Below are 20,958 nucleotides of genomic sequence, written 5' to 3' on the forward strand. Positions count from 1 at the left end.
GCGGGTTCGAGCCCCGTCCGTTCCGCCACTAATTCAGAGGACCGACTTTTACAGTCGGTTTTTTTGTTTCTACTGTATAGCTTTTATTTTCTGGGTTAAGTATATTCTTAGTTATTTCTTTATCTGATTTTTCGATATCATCTCTGCTTGTGTTAATCGTTTATGAATGAGCCGGGCAACCCATTTTGCTGAATTTTTGTGCCTTCTGCCATTCATTCTTTTCACGCAGCCAGTATTCTTAAAAAGATGAGTTGCTTTCTTATTATTATGTATTATGATATCTCTATATGTATTTATGCACACAGTTCTATGCGTTTTGCGTAAGGTCTTTTTATTAAATGAGTTAAGCTGTTTTGTAATTTGCTAAAGCTTTATTTTTCAGGTCTTTTGAGCGGTTTTAAGGATCGTTGTCTGTTACTATCAAATTTTGGGTTATATATAATAATCATAATCTGTTGAGTGCATTAAAGATATGTATGTGCGTATAAAAATTCGTTCTATACGGATTATTAAAAAAATTATTCAAATCAAGATAATAACATTATATAACAATATATTTTATAAATTTATAATTATAACCTACCAAAAAAACTTGGAATATGTACATTTTTTATGGTTTTGTCTATATTACTAAGTGATTTAACTCGGTAAATACAATTAAAAAATATACGTGTTTTGATTCTGACAATATAATTTAAAAATGGAAAAAATAAGATTTTTATTTTTTTTATTTGCAAAAACCTTTTAAATTGATCCATAATAGTACACACTACATCTATATTAATAAATCTTAATTTACTTATTATTATTTATTATTTTTGTAATTGCATTAAATTGTAATTTGTAAATTATTATAATACGCACAATAAATCAATGGAAAATACTATGAACCCAATTAATGCTAACGGTAAGTCAGCAAAGACCTCTTCTAAAGGTGTAGCCAATGCACTGAAAAAACAGGTTATTGCTAAACCAGGTACAAATAAATGGAATCAGGAACGACGATTGGAGTTTATTGATTACCGTTTATGTTGGAGTGGACATATCAATCGTTCCGATCTTGTTGAATTCTTTGGAATTTCTATTCCTCAGTCTTCGTTAGACTTAGCCAAATACACTGAAATGGCACCTCATAATCTTGAGTATGACCGTCACCAGAAAGTATATATTAAAACTGCGAAATACAGACCTTTATATAATATCTGCAGTGCAACTTCCTATCTGAATGACTTGTATATGAATGCTCAGGGTATTCTCCATGATACAAGCAACTATCTTTTACAGACTCCAAGTGTCGCATGTTTTGTTCCGCCGAAGCGTACTGTGGACTTTGAGATTCTTACCACTATTGTTTACTGTATTTTAAATAAGAATTCCTTAAGAATTACTTATCAGTCAATGAGTAGGATCGAAGCTACATCACGCATCATTTCTCCACATGCATTAGGTTTTGACGGAATCAGATGGCATGTTCGTGCATACTGCCATGAAAAGCATGATTTCAGAGATTTTGTTCTGTCACGTATTTTATCCGTAGGTAAGATGGATTCTTCCAATATCGATCCTAATGAAGATATGAGATGGAACTTTGTGGTTTCTCTTCATATTATTCCAAATCCTAACCTGTCAGAAAGTCAGAGAAAGGCTATTGAGCTTGACTATGGCATGGAAAACGGTGAAGTTGTGTATAAGTGTCGTCAGGCTCTTCTGTTCTATACATTAAGAACTCTTCGTTTAAGTCCTGATGATGCTGAATCTGACAATAATCAGATTGTATTAAAGAATAAGAATGAAATTTTTGTTCTTCTTAATATGTAACTGAACCTGTTAGATATATTTATTTTAAATTATCATTTTGTGATAAAATTAAACCGCACTTAAGTGCGGTTTTTGTTTTTACGGAGTTGCTATGACAGAAGGTTCAAATCAGGTTAATGATAAACCATTCAAGTCTGATAAGACTAAACTTGGTTATATAAATTTAGCCAACCCTGTACATTTGCTCGCAACTGCTTTCGGATTAAGCTTAAAGGCATCAAGACCGGGAACCATCACATCGCTTGCCTCTGTTCCTCTCTGTATTGTTTTTGTTAGTCTTGACTGGTATATAAAATTCCCTTTACTTGTTCTGATGATACTGATATCAGTGTATATATGTACCAGCCTGATAAAACTCATTGGAATGACCAATAAACACAGAATTGTTTTTGATGATTTTGTGGGTATGCTGGTAACCTGTTGCTGTCTAACCGAATGGTACTATGTAGTCATCGCTTTTTTTACTTTCAGATTTGTGGATATGTTAAAGCCATGGCCCATATCTTTGATGTTCAGGCATTTACCTGAAGGTCTTTGCATAGCTATTGATGACGTGATTATCGGAATCTATTCACTGTTGATTTTAATGACCCTGCAATACGTTATTTTTGAGCCGATGATGTCTCTTTAGTAAGAATTTTTTAGTTGGACAGACCTGCTTTCCTATGCTGAGAAGCCGGTCTGTTGCACTGAGGTTCTGTGTTTTTATCTGTTCATTGGTATATCATTGCAGATATTATAGGCGGCATTGTTTTTCGGATTAAATGGCGTCTTTACGACTAGAGCCTCTTCAAAGAATTTCATGGCCCCGTCTATGTCAAAATTGCGATACCCGTATTGAATGCACTTCAGCTCTTTGCTCAGGTATTTGTCATATTTATCGTATTCAAGGTTGCTGATTTTTGAAGCCATTTCTTCTTCATTAAGTTTAGGTGATTCCAGTATGGTTTTAACTATCTGTTTATATGTAATTGTGGACAACCCCGGAAGCAGAATGTAACTGTCAATTTTTTTTGCCTGTATCTTATAATGTTTCAGGATCTGGACAATGGTATTCATGATTTTGTCTCCCTTCCAAGGGAAAATATACAGACCGTCAAGTCCCATTACATATCTGTTATCTTTCAGTCCGAGTTCTTTGAACATTTCCCTTCCCTCAATAAAATGTTTGGCTGCGGTTTTATTCAGATAGGATGGAATTTCAGTTCCGCAGTACAGTTCAAACATTTTTTCCCTGACTCCGTCATGAATTCTGCTCGGTCTTCCGTCCATAATAATAGGATTTGCCTTTTCCTTGTACGGTTTTACTGAAATCTGTCTCTTTTCACTGTTAAAGAAGATTACCTGCCATCCTTTGCCTGCAAAGAGGAAAGAGTCTCCAAGACTCAAAGGCTGATTCAACGGGACAGTACCGATGGTGGAACCGTTAAAGTCAATGGTATATTCTTCCTGGACCTTGAATGAGCTGTAGAAACTGAATTTTGACACAACTTTTTCCCCGGTAAGTCCCAGGGTCAGGTCTCCGTCTCTCATTTGGGTAATAAGATCATTCTCGCCTAATGATCTAAGAATCTGGGCAAATATTTTTGAGGAAACAAGTGAAAAAGGACCTGACTGACAGAGAAGCTTCCAGAGGCTAATTGCTTTAATGCTTCCAACTTCAGCAATTACGCTCAATATCTGCTGAATGAGAGTTGACATTGCGTACTCATGAATTGCCGGCGGTTCATACCAGTTGTTCAGCATAAGTTCCAGCAGAGAAGTTGATAGAAAGGTTTCATCTCTCAGCCGGCATCCAAGAGGATTTGATGAGTCTGATGCAGGACTCAGCTCTGATATGAAAAGACGCAGAATCGCTGCACGGTCTCTTCTTCCGGAACGTCCGATTCTCTGTCTTAAACCGGCAACTGATGACGGAGCATCAACCTGAGCAATGGAGACAACATCTCCTATGTCAATACCAAGTTCAAGCGTCTGTGTACAGATGGCGGTCGTCGGGAGATCAGCTGTTTTAAGACGGTTTTCAAGTCTTTCTCTTAAATCCTTGGACAGTGAACTGTGATGAGGGAAAAATTCAACGGGCAGATTGTTGTCGGTGGATATCTTGTCCATTATGGTTGCCAGATACTCTGTTTTGCCACGGCTGTTTGCGAAAACCAGATTGGTTGTTCCTCTGAGAAGTTTAAACAGATCGGCAGCAACATTGTCATAATGATACGGTTTTTCTGAATCCTTCTGTTCATGATCGTTACTGTATCTGTCATAACCTCTGAGCTGCAGCAGAAGAGTCTTGTTGCCTGATTTGCTTTCAATTATACGTGGTGCTGAGTTCGGGGCAGAGCGTAACCATCTGCCTGCTGATTCAATATTGTTCAGGGTGGCACTGAGAGCTATTCTGATGATTCTTTTTTTCAGAATAACTTCAAGTCTGTGCATCTGACTTAAAAGCTGATAACCTCGTTCAACACCGATAAAGGCATGAAATTCATCAATGATGATGTAACGTAGATTCTTCAGATATTTACGATACCATGTTGAATAGTTTATCAGAAGAGATTCAAGTGACTCCGGAGTGATCAGCAGAATACCTGATGGATTCTGTATCGTCTTGGCTTTTACATGAGTGTTGATATCTCCATGCCATGGAGTTACCTTTATGCCTACGAAGTCGCCCATTGCCTCGATACGTTTGAACTGATCGTTAATTAATGCCTTTAACGGACTTATGTAAATTGCGGCTATGCCTTCAGGATTATCATTGAGTATTGACGTGCAGACCGGAAGGAATGCGGCTTCAGTCTTACCACTGGCAGTAGCAGCGCTTATGATTACGTCAGATTTGTTTTCAAGTATGCATGGAATGGCCTGTTCCTGTATTTCATTCAGCTGTTTCCAGCCTAAATGGTGAAGGTATCTGACGATCAGTGGGTTTAGCATATCTGAGTTTGATTTCTGAGTCATAATAATCTACAGGGTATCTCTTATCTATTTTCAGGGCAGAATGCAGATTTCACGGGCTGGTATCTGTCCCGGCAGGAATTATGTGAAAGTCCGGCGGTTAATAATATTTAATTGTAACACTGTAATTTTAAGGTGTTAACATCGTGAATAAACAAACAGGGATAAACCTGTCTGCTCTGACATTTATCATACAGACATGAGTCTATCCCTGTTAACCGTATAAGTATGAACTATAGTTTGAAGCTTACCAGTTCATCATCATTATCGTTCTGTTCGTTCTGCTCTTCGTTATTACTGTCTGAAGCTACATCAAAACCAAGCATGGATTCATCTTCTTCCTTGTTTATGTTGATGTCTTTTAGAAGTTCAGCCCATTTCAGTTCAGGATTCTGTTCCAGAATGGAAAGCAGATCAACAAACGCTTTAATCGTGTTTCTAGGTGTCTTGAAATACGCTTCACCTATACGTGATGAGCAGTGAATAAGAAACTTTGAAAGAGCTTCATCCGGAACCAGGTAATTATCTTCGTTATAGTAGGCGAAAATGTTTCGAATGTTGTGCAGCAGTACATACAGTTCTTCCGGAGTCAGATTGTTAAGGCGCATAACCGGACCGCTTAAATCATTTACTCCGGCTGCTTTTGCAAATACGTTGCCTGCAAGTCTTGAATGAAGCGCTTCATAGCTGTAAAGCCCTTTTCTAGGATCTTCCAGAAAATCGACGGTGCCCCCCATGATGAAGCCTAAGCCTCTGACATTTCCCTGAAGACAGTCATTGATTATTCTCAGTATCTGTTCGTAGTTTGCCTCACGGGAACGCAGATTGTGGATTTTATAAAGATTTACCATTTCATCCATCAGAATAAGTAATCCCTTATACCCTGCAATCTGGACGAAAACACTGAACAGTTTATAAAAATCATAAACGGAAGAGTCGTCAATAATGGTTCTTACTCCCAGATCCTGACGTGCCTCGATTCTGCTGTGATATTCACCGCGCAGCCATTTATTTGCACAGTCTATAAGAGCATTCTTACCTTCATTGAACCCCTTCCAGTAGGACATGATCACAAGTGTGAAATCAAATCCTCCTACCATGTCATTAAGAGGTTTAAGCAGCTTTTTGATAACTTCTGAGCATTCTGTACCGGTTTCTTCAGCTTCGGTTCTTGCCAGGGTAATGAACTTTTCTACAACTGAATTCAGTGCATTTCCATCAGGTTTGGCCCTGGTTGACATGTTGCGGCTTAATTCCTGATAAAGATTGAGAGCCTGACCTTTTGAGGACTGCAGACGTCTGTCTGGAGACAGATCCGCATTCATGGTTACAAGTCCCTTTTCATGGGCAATGCTGCGTACTAACTGAAGAAAGAAGCTTTTACCGGCACCGAAGTCTCCGATAACAAGTCTGAATGTGCTTCCTTCATTGGCTACAAGATCCAGATCATGAATCATTGATTCTATTTCTTTTACTCGGCCAACCTGAATAAACTGCAGGCCGGTACGGGGAGTTACGCCTGAACGTAATGACTGAATAATGGATTCTCTTTCACGAGGTCTCAGTTTTACTGCCATTTATGTATTGTCCTGTTATATTTCCCAATCGATCGTTTCATTATATCCCAGGCGTATGTTTTGTGCATTAAAATTTAGGTAAGGCAGGCTAGATACAGGCGTCCTGCTTTTCATTTTTCACCTTTGCTCAAAAAAGAGAACCCCGTTACATGGATTATTCAGTAACGGGGTTCTCTTTTTAAATGAATTACGTTTTGAAACGTAACCGGTAAATTAGCTTAAGCTGTATTTCTTGAGCTTCTTGCGAAGGGTGCCGCGGTTGATGCCCATCATTTTGGCAGCCTTGGTCTGGTTACCATGAACAAACTGCATAACGCGATCGAGTAAAGGACGTTCAACTTCGCTTAATACGATTTCATATAAGTCAGTAGTGTCTGCATTTTCAGGATTGTTAAGGAAGTTGTTTACTGAAGTTAATACTGATTCATATAAAGGTTTCTGAGGTGCAGCCTGAACTTCTTCTGAAGTCATGGTTCTCTGAGGATTCATTTTATTATTAATATTCAACATTTCAAACCTTGCAACGATAATATAAAACTACTGCAGACGTGAAGTGGTATTCACATAAGTGGTTGTCTGCAGGACGGGTTAAAATCATATAAACTGACGAGCGCATATATTATTATTTTTTAAACAAATTTTAAAGTGTATTTTGCAATTCCGACCGCAAATTTATAAAAAAAATAACTTGAAATTTTTAAATTTGTTTTTTCTTTCCTGTAATGCGACACCATTCTTCCTTGAATACAGGTTCATCAAGATCAAACCACTGACTGTATATTTCCATCAGTTCCTGACACTGGTTTTCTATGATGCCGCTGATGGCAAACAGTCCGCCAGGATTAACCATTGATGCGATTGATGGAGCCAGTTCCCTTAACGGGCCTGCAAGAATATTGGCTACCAGAAAATCGGCTTTAAGTCCTTCAGGCTGTTCGGCAGGAAGATAGAGTTCCAGTCTGTCTTTAACTCCGTTTCTGAGGGCATTTTCATTACTTGCTTCAATAGCCTGAGGGTCAATGTCGATACCTATGGCCTTGCCGGCTCCCAGTTTAAGAGCGCTTACGGCCAGAATGCCCGAGCCGCAACCGAAGTCAATAATTGTCTGATCTTTGAGATTAAGGCTGTCAAGCCATGACAGACAGAGGAATGTGGTAGGGTGGGTACCTGTACCGAAGGCAAGTCCAGGATCCAGCATAACGTTTACTGCCGACGGATCGGGAATGTCGCACCAGCTCGGACAGATCCACAGACGTTCACCGCATTTTATAGGGTGGAAGTTATCCATCCATTCACGAACCCAGTCCTTGTCTTCAAGCTGTTCCACCTTGTAGGTTATCTTGTCACCGAAATGTTCATAGAAGAAGTCGATGATGCGTTTGGTATCAGTATCAGCGTCAAACAGGCCGATTACGGTTGTATTGGTCCACAGCTTTGTTTCCCCCGGAAGCGGTTCATATACGGGATTATCTATGGTGTCCATATAGGTTACGCTGGCAGCTCCGAAGCCAGACAGCATGCCTGCGATTTTTTCAGCCTTTTTATCGGTAGTTCCCAGTTTAATTTGAATCCATGGCATTTATTTCTTCCTTACAGGTGTACAGATTCTTGAATTTGCTTTTTTCAATCGAATACGGCTCTATTTCATGATACTCACTTGTAATATCCGTCAGACAGTGAGAGGAGATATTTACAATATTGCCGTAAATGTCGGCCGCATTGTCACGTAACGTGTATGAAACGCAGTGGGCCAGACTGTCGCTGTATAAAGTGGCGGTACCATTGGCATTTAACTGTTCAAAATCAATAACAGACTGATCCTGTACCGTAAAGGTTATTGTAGAGTCATGCTTTGATACGTGAACGATATTGTCAAAGCCTCCTAGAGCCTTGATAATGGTAACTGTTTTAAGACTGTAGTCCTGTGTTCCGAGGTCTGACAGTATGTCGATTATAAGTGGTTTTACACGGATAATCTGACCTGTTTTCTGGGTGTAGCGCTGTTTTTCCTTAAGAACCGCGGTAGCGGTAAGATAATTGCAGGTGAAAATAAACAGGGCAAAGGCCAGAAACTTTATATCATAAATGTTTATCTGACTTATGTTTAAATTCGGATTGTAAAAAGCAGTGCTTATATTCTGCGGTTCAAAATGAATCTGATAACCAATGATGTAGTAGAAAACGCAGTTTATCAGATAAAGGCCGAACAGTGACGGTTGCATCCACAGTAGACAGAGCATCAGCATACTGATGCTGTAGCCGGTAGTTGAACTGGCCAGAGCCAGCAGAAAAAGCATCAGGTAATTAAGTCTTTTTCGTCTTGTCTGTGTGCGTGTTATCGCCAGAAAAAATGCCGGCAGACCGGTTGTGAACACAGCAGTGGTAGTGCTGTAGAAACTCTGGGATACACCTGTATCAACAATCAGATGGCGTATTTCCAGAATAAAGCTTCCGAAACCGAAAGTTTCACAGAACTGATAAATGATTCCGTATATGAATGAATAGCTGTCGTTGTATATATGACTCATATACAGGTTGTTGATGCCTGTCTGGATATTCTCGTAAAGAGATGATGAGGCAAAGCATAAGATACAGCACAGCACCATCAGTATCATGAAGGTTATTGTTCTGTTAAGAATTTTGGCCGTGAAGGTGATTTTTTTATGGCTTCTCGGATGCAGCAGGGCAGTTGCCAAAGGCCCGAGAAATGCGGCTACCAGTGATGAATAGGTATAATCAGGCTGAATCAGATGCAGTAATTTGTATATGAGAAAGAAAGACGTTACCGTTCCCGTTATCAGCCAGCCGCGGTTGGATGAAGGAATTATCATTGCCAGTCCGAGAGCAAAAACGCACGGGGCAATGGCTGTATACAGGTGACCGTTTCCGTTTGGCAACAGAAAATTATACCCTGTAAGCTGAGCCACAGTGCAGAATAGAATCGGCAGTATTAAAAACAGAGAACGATAATTTATTTCAACTTGCATTGATAAAAAACTGAAAAATATGACCTATATCATATATAATACCCAAAAAAGCGAGAATACACGAAATTTTTAGAAAATTATTTTAGTTATTATATAAATTGAGACATAAAATATATTAAAAGATTATATTATTATCTATTTATATGATATCTCTAATGTGATCAGTGTCGTACATTTTATAGCCATGCAGCACTGAAAAACGTTTTTTCTGTATTTTGAGAAATTTTCGTATTACGATATAGTTTTTCTTGTTCTGCATATGGGCCGCCATTAGTTATGAAAATTGTACACAGGGTTCCTGATACGGAGCTTCACAGTCTGCCTGACTGGAACCTGGATCCGGTATTGACACGTATATTATGGAGTCGCGGTGTAAAGAATCCGTCTGAAGCAGTCTATGATTTGAACAGGATTTTAAGTCCTTCACTTCACGGAATGTCGGAAGCAGTGAACATCCTGGCCGATGCCGTAGTTTCCCAGAATAAAATTATGATTGTGGGGGACTATGATGCGGACGGGGCTACAAGTACTGCTCTGGCAATGCGTTTTTTCAGGGATATAAATTACGGCGATGTCTCTTTTGAAATACCAAGCAGACAGGATGACGGTTATGGCCTGAACAGGTCTATCGTTCTGGCTGCCGCAGAAAGCAAAGTAAACGTGATTGTTACAGTTGATAACGGTATTTCGGCTAATGAAGCCGTATCTCTTGCCGTAAGTCTTGGGATAAAGGTTGTAATCACGGATCATCATATTCCAGGAGATATTATTCCTGACGCGCAGGCTATAGTTAATCCGCATCTGCAGACCTGTACCTTCCCTTCCAAGAATCTTGCCGGAGTAGGGGTTATTTTTTATGTGGTGGCCTCACTTAGAAGCGAACTTAATAAACGCGGTTATTTCAGCGAACGAAACCTAACCGTTCCCGTGGTGAGCAATTATCTTGATTTCGTGGCACTTGGTACCATAGCCGATATGGTTCCCATGGATTACAACAACCGCCTTATGGCTGATTACGGCATCAGACTCATCAGGGCCGGCAGAACCACCAGGGGACTAATGGAGCTTATAAGAATATGCGGTCTTAACTGCCAGAATTTTAAAGCTACGGATATCGTTTTTTCTCTCTGCCCGCGTATTAATGCAGCCGGTCGCATTGCAGACATGAGTTATGGTGTCAAATGTCTTCTTGCTGAACGGGAAGATGATGCCAAGGTCGGAGCAGGTCTGCTGCAGAGCTTTAATGTTGATCGCCGTAATATAGAGTCCGATATGATGAATACGGCTCTTACCCAGATAAGGCTGGAATATGACGGTAATCTTCCGGGAGCCCTTGTTTTATACAATTCATCATTTAATATCGGGGTAATGGGAATTGTGGCGGCAAAAATCAAGGATCTCACAGGACTTACTACCGTAATCATGGCTGATTCCCCGAATGATGAACTGCTTGTCGGTTCTGTGCGTGCCGTTGACGGTTACCATGTATGTGACGCACTGAAAAGAATTAATCAGGAGCATCCTGAAATATTTAAGGCCTTTGGTGGGCACAAAGGTGCGGCCGGTCTGACTATAAGAAGGGAATATCTGAACTTCTTCAAGGAACAGTTTATTCTGGATTCCAACCGCTACAGCAGTGAACGTACCGATGAGGTTATTGTAACCGATGGTGAACTTCCCAGCGGTTACTTCATTTCGGATTTCGCCAGAGTACTAGTGTTTGACCAGCCGTGGGGGGCGGAATTTTCATCTCCGCTGTTTGACGGTGTGTTTCAGCTTATCAGTCAGTACGTGGTTGGGGGAAAGCACCTGAATGTCAGATTGAGAATGGCTGATGGAACGGTTGTATCAGGTATGTATTACAATCATGACGTCAAGGTATGGCCTAATTACAGCGTAAAAAAGGTAAGAGCCGTATACGGTTTTGACATTCAGAAAAACAGCAGTGAGGCCGGAGTGAGGGTGATAATCAGAAATATGGAGCCGGCATAGAGTATTTTGTATCTTTCTTACAATGAAAAAGGGAATGTGCGGTACACATTCCCTTTAATGTTTTTTGGGGATAGGTTCCATTATGACTAAAAAGATATCATCAGGATCGGAATTACTCTCCGTCTTCTTTTTCAGCCTCTTCGACGGCCTCAAGGTTCGGTTTTAGTCCGGCTTTCATGCTGTCAGCCGCATGCATGGCTGCGCCGATGATTCCTGCTGTGTTCAGGGTGGTGGCCGTAACTACCCTGGTTCTTACGTCGATTTTTTCAGAAAACTTTTCAAAGCTTTTTGAAGCTCCGCCCCCTAAAATAATCAGATCCGGATTAAACAGAAATTCCAGACGATGCAGGTATTTGTTGAAACGCTTACCCCATTTTTTCCACGACAGATCATGTCGCTGTCTGGCTGAATCTGAACAGTAGTGTTCAGCAATGTCATCATTCAGAATCAGATGCCCGAGTTCAGTATTCGGGAAAAGCTGACCGTTTATGAAAATGGCTGAACCGAGACCTGTTCCTATGGTAATCATCATGACGACTCCGGGAACGTCCCTTCCTGCACCGAATTTGATTTCGGCAATACCGGCCGCATCGGCATCGTTCAGAACATAGCAGTCATTACCTGTTGTTTCCGTGAAGAGTTTTTCAGCGGGTGTATTGATCCATGTTTTGTCAATGTTTGCTGCAGTAAATGCTACACCGTGATGTACTGTTGCTGGGAAACCGCAACCTACTGGTCCGTGATAGTCAAATTTCGAAATCAGATCCTTCAGTGTTTTGGCCACAGCTTTAGGAGTGGCAGGCTGAGGAGTTTCAATACGAATTCTCTCACTTACAAGTTCACCCTTTTCTGTATCAACCAGTGCACCTTTGATTCCGGAACCGCCGATATCAACACCTAAAACAATCATGCCAGCCTCCTTTTTATAAGTCGGAAAACGGATAACTCTCCGTGATTAATATGATAATACACAGGGAGAGCCTTTTATGTAAATTCTGTTGTAAAACTTAAATTTGGTGTGAGTTTGTACAAATTTTGATTTACCGGGGCTGAAAATCACTGATCAGTCGTGATTGTTGCGAAGCAGAGTGAATGCATGTTCCAGATGTCTGAGAACCATGGTGCATTCACTTATTTCACGAAGCAGTCTGTCGGGCTCCGAATATTTTTCGCCGTCTGTATTTCCAGCAGTAATTTCTGCATGAAGCAGATTCATTCGTTTCAGTACGGAATTCCTTAAAATGACCAGACAGGATATGTATTCTGAGCTGCCTGTGTTTACTGCTGCAATAATGCAGTTGCGCATCATTTTGTAATAGCCTATTCGCAGTATCGGAGTGCCGGAAAAACTTTTTTTGAATTCTTCCGGAGTTAACGATAAAAGATGTGAAAGTTTTAAAAAATCCTGACTGAATCTTGATGAGAATTCAGGATCTGCCGTGATATCCGTTTTTTTGTTGAACGGACAGCACAGCTGACAGGTGTCACATCCGTAGATGCGGTTCTCAAGTCCGGACCACAATTCTTCCGGAATATAACCGCCGTATTCGATGGTAAGATATGAGATGCATTTTTCGATTCTGAATTTTTCAGGATTAAGGGCTCCGGTAGGGCAGCTGGAAAAGCACAGTCTGCATTTCTCCGGACATTCGAGGCTGTTTTTACCTGAATATAAACCGGATATGCAGTTATTACTGTTTTCGTCTGAGGCATCATTAAGAACTGTCGTAAAAAAAGGATAATCAGACTCCGTATTTTTTTCAGTATTCATGGTAATTATCTTTTTCGGATCAGGAAGGTTCAGGGTTGTGAGCAGTTCTCCGAGAAAAATCATGCTTCCGGCATTTTTCAGCCTGACAAGGTTGTTTCTTCCTTTTGCCATAAAGACTGAAGCCTTTGCGAAATGCTGTTCGTAGAAGGGAGCACTGTCAGTGATGGCTCTGAATCTTATGTCCGGAAAAGTATTTTTCAGCCAGTTTCCGAGTCGATCAAGACGCTGTTTGATAACCTTGTGATAATCGCGCCCTCTGGCATATGCGCTTATATATCCTGTATGAGGATCTGCAGGATAATCTGAACTGTGGTAGCTGAGAGATATGCTGATAACCGAGCGGGCACCTTCAAGAATCAGCCCCGGGTTGTTTCTTACCTCTTTGTTTCTGGTAAGGTATTCAAGATCTTCAGGAACACCATTACCGAATTTTTCTTCAAAAGACTTTTTACCGCCAATGGCATAATCAGTTGGTATAATATGAAGAGAAATGATTTGCAGTTCACTGCATTTCTGTTTCAGTTTTAACCAGAAATCACTTGTTAGATCCGGTAATTCGTTAGAGAGCTCGTTCATGACAGATTATTCCCTTACACATATACCCTTTACTGATACTTTAGCACAAACAGTGCTTGATTGTGCACAAATAAGAGCCGTGGAAAATATCTATCATACAGACAGCGGCTATGCCCTTATGCAGTATGCGGCAGATTCAATCTATCAGAAAATCAGGGAACTCAGACTTGCGAATGACAGACAGGTAGTGGTCTTTGTCGGTTCAGGTAACAACGGCGGTGACGGTTATGAAATAGCCGCAGCAATGCTGAAGGACGGTTTCAGTGATGTCTCTGTTATCAGGGTTGTGCCTCAGAAAGCTGGAATTGATGCCGTGCATGCACGTGATAATTATCTCGGATGCGGCGGACATGAAACGGATTTTGACAACCAGGAACTTGTCGACGGGAGGATACGTGACAATGCCGTAATTGTGGATTCAATGCTGGGTATTGGTATAACGGCTGTTGGAAGCAGTCAGAATTCGCAGAAAATCAGCAATGCGGTAAGACTAATAAACAGACTGAAATCCGAAAGAAAGCTTCTTGTTTTAAGCGTGGATATTCCCAGTCTTCTTAATGCGGATAACGGAATGCCTGTCGGGGGCGAGGCCGTAAAGGCTGATTATACCTATACCGTGTTTACATTTAAGACCGGAACAATAACTGGCAGGGCAAGGGATTTCTGCGGAAAGGTGTTTGCGGTCGGCAATACCCTGCCTGATTTCGAGAGCAATATAGTCGCAGCACGCAGGTCAGGGTCGGAAAAACATCTGGTAGCTTACGACGATATCCGCCCGTGGCTTCCGTTAAGAAGTAAATGTGCCCATAAGGGAAATTCGGGACGTGTTCTTCTTGTCGGAGGTTCATCCGGTATGACAGGTGCCCTGATTCTGTCATCTCTTGCTGCTTTAAGAACCGGAGCAGGTCTGATAACAGCTCTTGCCCTTTCAGGAGAACATCAGGCGTTTAATTCTGTCAATCCATGCATAATGACGGCCGGAACAGACAGTCTTGATGAGAAAATAAAGACTACAGGAGCTCTGCTGGTGGGGCCGGGAATGGGAAGAAATCAGAATGCGGAAAACGTCTTTAAAAAATGTATAATGAGTTCATCTTCCATGGTTATAGATGCGGATGGGCTGTATCATCTGCATAATTTGGGTTCTTGCGAATTCAACACTGTCCCGGTGCTCACTCCTCATGTCGGGGAGGCTGCATTATTATGTGACACTGATGCCTCAGCGATAGAATCCGACAGTGTCGGCTTTGCTCTCATGATTGCAGAAAAGTATAAGGCCGTGTGTGTACTGAAATCTGCTGCTACCGTGATAGCATCACCTGACGGAAAGGTTTATCTGACCGCCACCGGCTGTTCAGGAATGGCAAGCGGAGGAATGGGAGATCTGCTGTCCGGGATTATTACTTCACTTCTGGGGCAGGGGCTGGAGCCGGTTATTGCCGCCGTCGCCGGTGTGCTTATTCACGGTGAGGCCGGCAGGGCGGAAGCTCAGGAGGGTGGAAATATAGGCATGTGTGCCACTGATCTGCTTCCGCATATAAGACTGCTGGTGAACGGCATTGCGCCGAAGAAATAGAGAAATAAGGAATATTGTATATGCAGAAAAAAGTTTTCCCGTTACATGATGAGACAAAAACTGAACTGCTTGGGGCAGTACTCAGTGGTATATGCAGACCGGATACCACCATTTACCTTACCGGAGATCTCGGTGCGGGAAAGACAACAATGACCAGAGGTTTTATCAGGGCAAGAGGGTATAACGGTGTGGTTAAGAGTCCTACCTACACTCTTGTTGAAGAGTATCAGACCGGAAAGACATTTGTATATCATTTCGACCTGTACAGGGTAAATGATCCCGAGGAACTGGAGATGATGGGGATCAGAGATTATTTTTCTCCATATTCCATAAGAATAGTTGAATGGCCGTCAAAGGGGGAGGGAATACTGCCTGAGGCTGATCTTGAAGTTCATCTTGAAATTATCGGCAATACACGTAATGCAGTCGTTACCGGACTTACGGAAAAAGGATGTGCTGTCGTGGAAAGCATGGTTTTTCCAAAGACGCTGTAGTTTGAATCGGCAGACGTTATGGTAACGGTTCCAAAGTTTTAATTTATTAACAAAAATTTAATTAATAGTATTTCCGTCAAGTGTATAATAAAGGATATCATGCCGGCCAGTCAGTCGCGGATATCTTTGATTTTATATTTCAGAAATTTTTTTGTACTGAGTTTTATTATTAAAATAATTTATGATGCGTGGTTACTTTAAATTTTTTTCCGGTGGAAAGTTTTTTGCTGCAGCCGTTTTGTGTGTTCTGCTGGGAATGACTGCAACATTTGCGGAAGCTAACGATATAACCGGAATCAAAGCTTCACAGACAAAAGATTCAACCAGAATCATTATTGAAACTGAAGACGCTCCTAAATACAGTTACAGTGTTTCTCAGGACGGTACGGAATACACCGTCAGAATTATGAATATCGGTAATCCTAAGAAAAAGTACGGAATGGCGACAATTACCAGCGGAAGTATTCTGAAATCAGTCAAAAGAGGCTCAGGAAAACAGGAAGTGTTTTATGTGTTCGGACTGAAAAAGCCTGTGACTCCTACCTTTAATTCCTATCGTAACAGCAGTGGAAGCGGTGCAAAACTGGTAATGGAATTTCCTCATAATCAGACTGAAGCAGACAGAAAGAAACTGTTGCCGGTAAAGCCTGCCGGCGCTACTGCAGTGACCAGAACCGACAGTAATAAATCAGAAGGTCAGAACAGGAAAACAAATCCACAGACAGTGAACAGGCCTAAATCAGAAAATCTTAACAGTCTGGTTGCCACAGCTCCAAATGCAGGAAAGTCAGCTCAGAAGAGTGACATGGAAGTACTTGAGGATGCTCTTTTCGATACCCTTAACGAGGCCAGCGACAATGATGATCCTTCAGAAAGCGTGGAAAAAAGACTTTCCAATCCTGAACCTCCGAAGCCTGTTCATAATGCACGAAAGAACAAGAATACCTGTGTTGTCGTGATTGATCCGGGACATGGCGGTAAGGATCCGGGGGCAATCGGCAAAAACGGAACATATGAAAAGAACGTAACACTTGGAATTTCCAAGTATCTGCTCGAGTACATTAATGGTGATAAAACCCTTACAGGTTATCTGACCCGTTCCAATGATAAGTTTATTGCTTTGGGAGACCGCTCAAAAATAGCCCGTACACGCAAGGCTGACATGCTTATTTCAATTCATGCCGACAGCGCGGCCAATTCTGAAGCGAACGGTGCATCCGTACTGGTTCTTTCCAAAGATAGGGCTGATCGTGAAAACGACAAGATTACGGCAAGAGATCAGACAAAATTAATCGGCGGTGCAGGAGATGCGATTAATCATATGTGCGGTGAAAACAAGTATCTCAAGGACTGTTCATTCGTGGTTGATCTTGCGTCAAGCTCATCAATGAATTACGGTTTTGAACTTGCCAACAAGCTTTTAGGACGACTTAAGATGATAACACGTCTTCATAAAAAGACTCCTATCAGCCGTTCCCTTGCAGTACTCAAGGCTCCTGATATTCCGTCACTGCTTATCGAAACCGGTTACCTTTCAAATAATGATGAAGAAAGACTTCTTGCAACAGATAAGTACAGACGCAGAATAGCTTACGGCATTTATCTGGGAATCAAGGACTTTGTTGAAGCGAATCCTAGTGTATGCGTAAATACGGCTTCAAGTGTTTCTTCATCAGCTCCTTCCAAAACATCAGGCAGTGCTGGCAGAACATCCGGAAGTAAGGCATCGGTTGTCCATGTGGTGAAGAAAGGGGAAAATCTTACGGTAATTGCCAAAAAGTACGGAGTATCGGTAGCATCTCTGAAGAAGCTTAATAATCTTCGTACAGGACAGGTTAATGTAGGACAGAGACTCAGGATTAAGTAATGTCAATTCAGGTTTTGCCACCACAGGTTGCCAATCAGATTGCCGCCGGAGAAGTTGTTGAGAGACCGTCAGCTGTAGTAAAAGAGCTGATGGAAAACTGTCTCGATGCCGGTGCCACCAGAATACTGGTTGAAATCGTTAACGGTGGGGCAAAAAAAATACTGATAAGGGATAACGGCTGCGGTATTCCTCAGAATGAACTTGCACTGGCTCTGAAACGTCATGCCACGTCAAAGCTTTCCTCCATTCAGGATCTGAACAGGCTTACCAGTATGGGATTTCGCGGAGAAGCACTGGCATCAATTGCCGCGGTAAGCAGACTTACACTGACATCAAAACCAGCTTCGCAGAATATGGCTTATGCCGTTGAAGTTGAAGGGATTGCTCAGGAGCCCAAGATATCTCCGGCTTCCCATCCGGACGGAACGACCATTGAAGCTCTGGATCTTTTCTTCAATACCCCGGCAAGACGTCGCTTTTTAAAAAGTGAGAAGACTGAATTTCTCCAGGTTGAAGAGGTGTTTAAAAGAATAGCCATAAGCAGACCGGATGTGGCGTTTGTGCTGAAAAACAACGGTAAGGTGGTTTACGATCTTAAGGCTGTCGGTTTTCAGAATGAGATCAGGCGGCTTGAAGCTCTTCTGGGTAAAGGCATTGCTTCTGAACTGAATTTTTTTGAATGGAGTGATACTTCTCTTTCAATAAGAGGGTATGTTTCTGTCAGAGCAAAGAGCAAACCGGTACAGTATTTCTTTGTGAACGGGCGAATTGTCCGTGACAAGGTGGTCATTCATGCCGTTCGTGAGGCTTATGAATCAGTGTTCGCGGAAAAAGGGGACGTATCATATGTATGTTTCCTGCAGATGCCCCCGGAAGATGTGGATATCAATGTTCATCCTCAGAAGTCTGAAGTGAGATTTCAGGAATCCAGAAGAGTTCATGATTTTATACAGACATCTGTCATGAATGTGTTCAGAAATGCTCAGATGGTATTGCCTGAAACCATGAATGATACGGCGAATTCACAGCAGAGTCACCATTACGGCGGAGTCAAACCTCTGGCTTTTGATGAAAAAAGCGTGTCCGATTTCTGGGCTCTGAATTCAATGAAGAGCAACACACAGGGCGCCGTAATCGGGGAGAATGGCTCTCAGATAAAAAAAATGGATCTGAATGAACTGCTTGATGCGTGTACTGATACCCCTCCTGAAGTATTTAAAAGGACTGAGACAGAGAAGAATCAGGTCGAAAATTCATCGGAGTCTCCAGACAGAGACATTCCGGAAATGCCGTCTTCCGTAAAGGACACTCAGGATCATGTTGAAAGTTTCCGAAAGGACGTTTCCGGACGGAAGGATAACAGCTGTAACGGAAATTCAGCCGGAGGAGTATCGCTTAACTATAACAGAATGTTTAATTTAGGCAGAGGAAAATCCGGCTTTGGCGAAAGACCTTCCTCCGGTTATTCCGGTTCCGGACGAGCCAGGTGGTCCGGCGATGCCATGAGTAAAATGTTTGGCACAGCTGCCGTGGAAACGACAGAAATGTTGTCAGAGGGCTCCGGCGTAAACAACCGTGACGAAACGCTGACTGCATGCACAGATACCGCCCCCGTCAGTATTAAATCTGGCGGCTTTCAGAATGAAAGTTTTCAGGAAGCTGATGTTAACTGGCATGACCCGTGGTATAAGGATGAGGTAAGTGAATTTTCTCTGTACAGGGTGGTGACGGTTACCGATGATGCTGAATATGCCGTTATTTCCAACGGATCTCAGATAAGGTTGATTGATATAAAAAAACTGGCACAGGCTCTTTTTACTGATTCTTTTATGGATAACCGCAGACAGCTTCTGCAAACGGTTAATCTGCTTGTACCTTTTGATTTCAGGGAAAAAACTTTTTCGCCGTATGTGGATGGAATACTGCATGATCTGGGATTTGTCACAAGAGTTTCAAAGTCGGCTTTTACCGTTCTGGCAGTACCTTACATTGTACACGGTCTGAATCTTGCCGACATACTTGCTTCCCTGCTTGAAAGACTGGATGACACTACCGGGGTAAGAGATGCCATGGATATTTTGGCGGAAGTTCTTTTTAAGGCGAGAATACCGGAAAATCTGAGTTCCAAGATGATAGCCAGACTGGTGCAGAGCATAACTTACGAAAAATATTTTGAAGAAAAGCTGAGTTCTGCATTCGAAAATATTGATTTATCAGTTTATATAGAAAATTTACGGAAAAAATGAAACCATCAGCCATTTCGCTTATGGGGCCTACAGCCTCAGGAAAGACAAGTCTTGCCATCAGATTAGCCCAGCAGATTAATGGTGAAATAATCAGTGTGGACTCTGCACTTATTTACAGGGGCATGGATATAGGTACGGCCAAGCCTTCTGTTGAGGAAAGACAGGGAGTGCCGCATCATCTTATTGATATAGTTGATCCTTCTGAGACATACAGTGTTGCAGGTTTCAGGAATGATGCCATCAGACTGATAAATGAAATTACTTCAAGAGGGCATGTTCCCGTTCTTGTGGGGGGGACGATGCTTTATTTTAAAGCACTGACAGAGGGCCTGTCACCTCTCCCGAACAGTACTCCGGAGGTGAGAGCCAGGGTTAATGCCATCATGGCTGAAGAAGGTCTTCCTGCTCTTAGGGAACTGGTGCACGGAGTAGACCCTGAATCATGGGCGCGAATCAATGAAAATGATGCACAGCGCCTGGGCAGGGCATATGAGGTTTATCTGGTCAGCGGTAAAAGCATGACTGATATAATCAGGGAAAACGGTGTTTATGAATGTCCGGTTGATCTGACGGAATTTGCACTTCTTCCCGACAGGGAAAGAAAATATCTTAAACCGCTTATTGCCGCGCGTTTTGACAAAATGCTTGAACAGGGATTTGAAGATGAGGTCAGAAAACTCTACGACCGCGGAGATTTGAGTCCCGAACTGCCGTCAATACGCTCAGTGGGGTACAGACAGATGTGGATGTATCTGGATGGTTCCGTAGATTTCAGGGAAATGAGGAAACTGTCCGTTATTGCCACGTGTCAGCTGGCCAAAAGGCAGATGACCTGGCTTCGCGGCTGGAAAAGTCAGGTTGGTTTTCTGGATCCCATGTCAGAAAATAATCTCCAGATTATTATTGGAGTGCTTAGGAAAAAAGGTGTGTGTCAGTAATTGAGAAAAGGTATATAAATATATATCTGTCGGGATATATAAGTAATACAAATAATTAAGTAAAATTACTATTTTTTTAATAAGTGTATTTGAATCGTAGAAAAAGATAATATAGAATACATCAAAGAAATGTAAAAAATATGGTGATGTATATCAAT

The 20,958-nt window shown here is 41.8% G+C and carries 15 protein-coding genes; 8 read left to right on the plus strand and 7 right to left on the minus strand.

Going from position 1 to position 20,958, the window contains the following annotated elements; genetic code table 11:
* The first annotated feature begins 885 nt into the window (after positions 1-885).
* Both T489_RS0109515 and T489_RS0109520 read left to right on the plus strand, forming a co-directional pair.
* On the plus strand, positions 886-1,818 hold the full coding sequence (locus T489_RS0109515) for a helix-turn-helix transcriptional regulator (protein ID WP_084155489.1): 933 nt from the start codon (positions 886-888) through the stop codon (positions 1,816-1,818).
* A gap of 91 nt (positions 1,819-1,909) precedes the next feature.
* Positions 1,910-2,449: a phosphatidylglycerophosphatase A family protein gene (locus T489_RS0109520; RefSeq protein WP_051621980.1), complete on the plus strand. Its 540-nt coding sequence runs from the start codon at positions 1,910-1,912 to the stop codon at positions 2,447-2,449.
* 74 nt (positions 2,450-2,523) lie between these two features.
* On the opposite strand, the gene T489_RS0109525 is transcribed toward T489_RS0109520, so the two are convergent.
* The 5 genes from T489_RS0109525 to T489_RS0109545 form a co-directional block, all read right to left on the minus strand.
* Positions 2,524-4,755 carry a DEAD/DEAH box helicase gene (locus tag T489_RS0109525; RefSeq protein WP_198020461.1) on the minus strand — a complete coding sequence of 744 codons (2,232 nt, stop codon included), beginning with the start codon at positions 4,753-4,755 and terminating at the stop codon, positions 2,524-2,526.
* Between the two features lie 254 nt (positions 4,756-5,009).
* Positions 5,010-6,353, minus strand: a complete 1,344-nt coding sequence (locus tag T489_RS0109530) for an ATP-binding protein (RefSeq protein WP_031579816.1) — start codon at positions 6,351-6,353, stop codon at positions 5,010-5,012.
* A 213-nt stretch (positions 6,354-6,566) separates the two neighbouring features.
* The gene (gene fis / locus T489_RS0109535) at positions 6,567-6,863 is read right to left on the minus strand and encodes a DNA-binding transcriptional regulator Fis (protein WP_031579817.1); all 297 of its coding nucleotides are present in this window, start codon (positions 6,861-6,863) and stop codon (positions 6,567-6,569) included.
* A 187-nt stretch (positions 6,864-7,050) separates the two neighbouring features.
* Positions 7,051-7,932 carry a 50S ribosomal protein L11 methyltransferase gene (prmA, locus tag T489_RS0109540; RefSeq protein WP_031579818.1) on the minus strand — a complete coding sequence of 294 codons (882 nt, stop codon included), beginning with the start codon at positions 7,930-7,932 and terminating at the stop codon, positions 7,051-7,053.
* Entirely contained in the window at positions 7,913-9,340 is a 1,428-nt protein-coding gene (locus tag T489_RS0109545) for a hypothetical protein (protein ID WP_031579819.1), read from the minus strand. The genes prmA and T489_RS0109545 overlap by 20 nt, the downstream gene beginning before the upstream one ends.
* Positions 9,341-9,685: 345 nt before the next feature.
* On the opposite strand from T489_RS0109545, the gene recJ reads away from it, so the two are divergent.
* Positions 9,686-11,332, plus strand: a complete 1,647-nt coding sequence (gene recJ, locus T489_RS0109555) for a single-stranded-DNA-specific exonuclease RecJ (protein ID WP_198020462.1) — start codon at positions 9,686-9,688, stop codon at positions 11,330-11,332.
* A gap of 112 nt (positions 11,333-11,444) precedes the next feature.
* Here recJ and ppgK read toward each other — a convergent pair whose 3' ends face one another.
* Positions 11,445-12,242, minus strand: a complete 798-nt coding sequence (gene ppgK / locus T489_RS0109560) for a polyphosphate--glucose phosphotransferase (protein ID WP_051621983.1) — start codon at positions 12,240-12,242, stop codon at positions 11,445-11,447.
* Between the two features lie 153 nt (positions 12,243-12,395).
* A complete protein-coding gene (locus T489_RS14960) occupies positions 12,396-13,679 on the minus strand; it encodes an epoxyqueuosine reductase (protein WP_031579822.1) in 1,284 nt (427 codons plus the stop codon).
* Here T489_RS14960 and T489_RS0109570 point away from each other — a divergent pair.
* From T489_RS0109570 to miaA, 5 genes are all read left to right on the plus strand, one after another.
* Positions 13,678-15,255 carry an NAD(P)H-hydrate dehydratase gene (locus tag T489_RS0109570; RefSeq protein WP_198020463.1) on the plus strand — a complete coding sequence of 526 codons (1,578 nt, stop codon included), beginning with the start codon at positions 13,678-13,680 and terminating at the stop codon, positions 15,253-15,255. The genes T489_RS14960 and T489_RS0109570 overlap by 2 nt on opposite strands.
* 20 nt (positions 15,256-15,275) lie before the next feature.
* Complete coding sequence (gene tsaE / locus T489_RS0109575; protein ID WP_031579824.1) at positions 15,276-15,749, plus strand: tRNA (adenosine(37)-N6)-threonylcarbamoyltransferase complex ATPase subunit type 1 TsaE; 474 nt, start codon at positions 15,276-15,278, stop codon at positions 15,747-15,749.
* A gap of 256 nt (positions 15,750-16,005) precedes the next feature.
* A complete protein-coding gene (locus T489_RS14410) occupies positions 16,006-17,616 on the plus strand; it encodes an N-acetylmuramoyl-L-alanine amidase (protein WP_198020464.1) in 1,611 nt (536 codons plus the stop codon).
* On the plus strand, positions 17,616-19,862 hold the full coding sequence (mutL, locus tag T489_RS14415) for a DNA mismatch repair endonuclease MutL (RefSeq protein WP_051621988.1): 2,247 nt from the start codon (positions 17,616-17,618) through the stop codon (positions 19,860-19,862). Before T489_RS14410 ends, mutL begins: the two co-directional genes overlap by 1 nt.
* A complete protein-coding gene (gene miaA, locus T489_RS0109590; RefSeq protein ID WP_031579827.1) occupies positions 19,859-20,800 on the plus strand; it encodes a tRNA (adenosine(37)-N6)-dimethylallyltransferase MiaA in 942 nt (313 codons plus the stop codon). Before mutL ends, miaA begins: the two co-directional genes overlap by 4 nt.
* Positions 20,801-20,958 lie beyond the last annotated feature (158 nt).

The sequence above is a fragment of the Ruminobacter sp. RM87 genome (assembly GCF_000701925.1).
Classification (GTDB): domain Bacteria; phylum Pseudomonadota; class Gammaproteobacteria; order Enterobacterales; family Succinivibrionaceae; genus Ruminobacter; species Ruminobacter amylophilus.

What these genes read in the sequence shown, in the direction of transcription:
- T489_RS0109515 (WP_084155489.1), top strand. Translation starts at nt 886, where the DNA reads ATGAACCCAATTAATGCTAACGGTAAGTCAGCAAAGACCTCTTCTAAA.
- T489_RS0109520 (WP_051621980.1), top strand. Translation starts at nt 1,910, where the DNA reads ATGACAGAAGGTTCAAATCAGGTTAATGATAAACCATTCAAGTCTGAT.
- T489_RS0109525 (WP_198020461.1), bottom strand. Translation starts at nt 4,755, where the DNA reads ATGCTAAACCCACTGATCGTCAGATACCTTCACCATTTAGGCTGGAAA.
- T489_RS0109530 (WP_031579816.1), bottom strand. Translation starts at nt 6,353, where the DNA reads ATGGCAGTAAAACTGAGACCTCGTGAAAGAGAATCCATTATTCAGTCA.
- fis (WP_031579817.1), bottom strand. Translation starts at nt 6,863, where the DNA reads ATGTTGAATATTAATAATAAAATGAATCCTCAGAGAACCATGACTTCA.
- prmA (WP_031579818.1), bottom strand. Translation starts at nt 7,932, where the DNA reads ATGCCATGGATTCAAATTAAACTGGGAACTACCGATAAAAAGGCTGAA.
- T489_RS0109545 (WP_031579819.1), bottom strand. Translation starts at nt 9,340, where the DNA reads ATGCAAGTTGAAATAAATTATCGTTCTCTGTTTTTAATACTGCCGATT.
- ppgK (WP_051621983.1), bottom strand. Translation starts at nt 12,242, where the DNA reads ATGATTGTTTTAGGTGTTGATATCGGCGGTTCCGGAATCAAAGGTGCA.
- T489_RS0109570 (WP_198020463.1), top strand. Translation starts at nt 13,678, where the DNA reads ATGACAGATTATTCCCTTACACATATACCCTTTACTGATACTTTAGCA.
- T489_RS14960 (WP_031579822.1), bottom strand. Translation starts at nt 13,679, where the DNA reads ATGAACGAGCTCTCTAACGAATTACCGGATCTAACAAGTGATTTCTGG.
- tsaE (WP_031579824.1), top strand. Translation starts at nt 15,276, where the DNA reads ATGCAGAAAAAAGTTTTCCCGTTACATGATGAGACAAAAACTGAACTG.
- T489_RS14410 (WP_198020464.1), top strand. Translation starts at nt 16,006, where the DNA reads ATGACTGCAACATTTGCGGAAGCTAACGATATAACCGGAATCAAAGCT.
- mutL (WP_051621988.1), top strand. Translation starts at nt 17,616, where the DNA reads ATGTCAATTCAGGTTTTGCCACCACAGGTTGCCAATCAGATTGCCGCC.
- miaA (WP_031579827.1), top strand. Translation starts at nt 19,859, where the DNA reads ATGAAACCATCAGCCATTTCGCTTATGGGGCCTACAGCCTCAGGAAAG.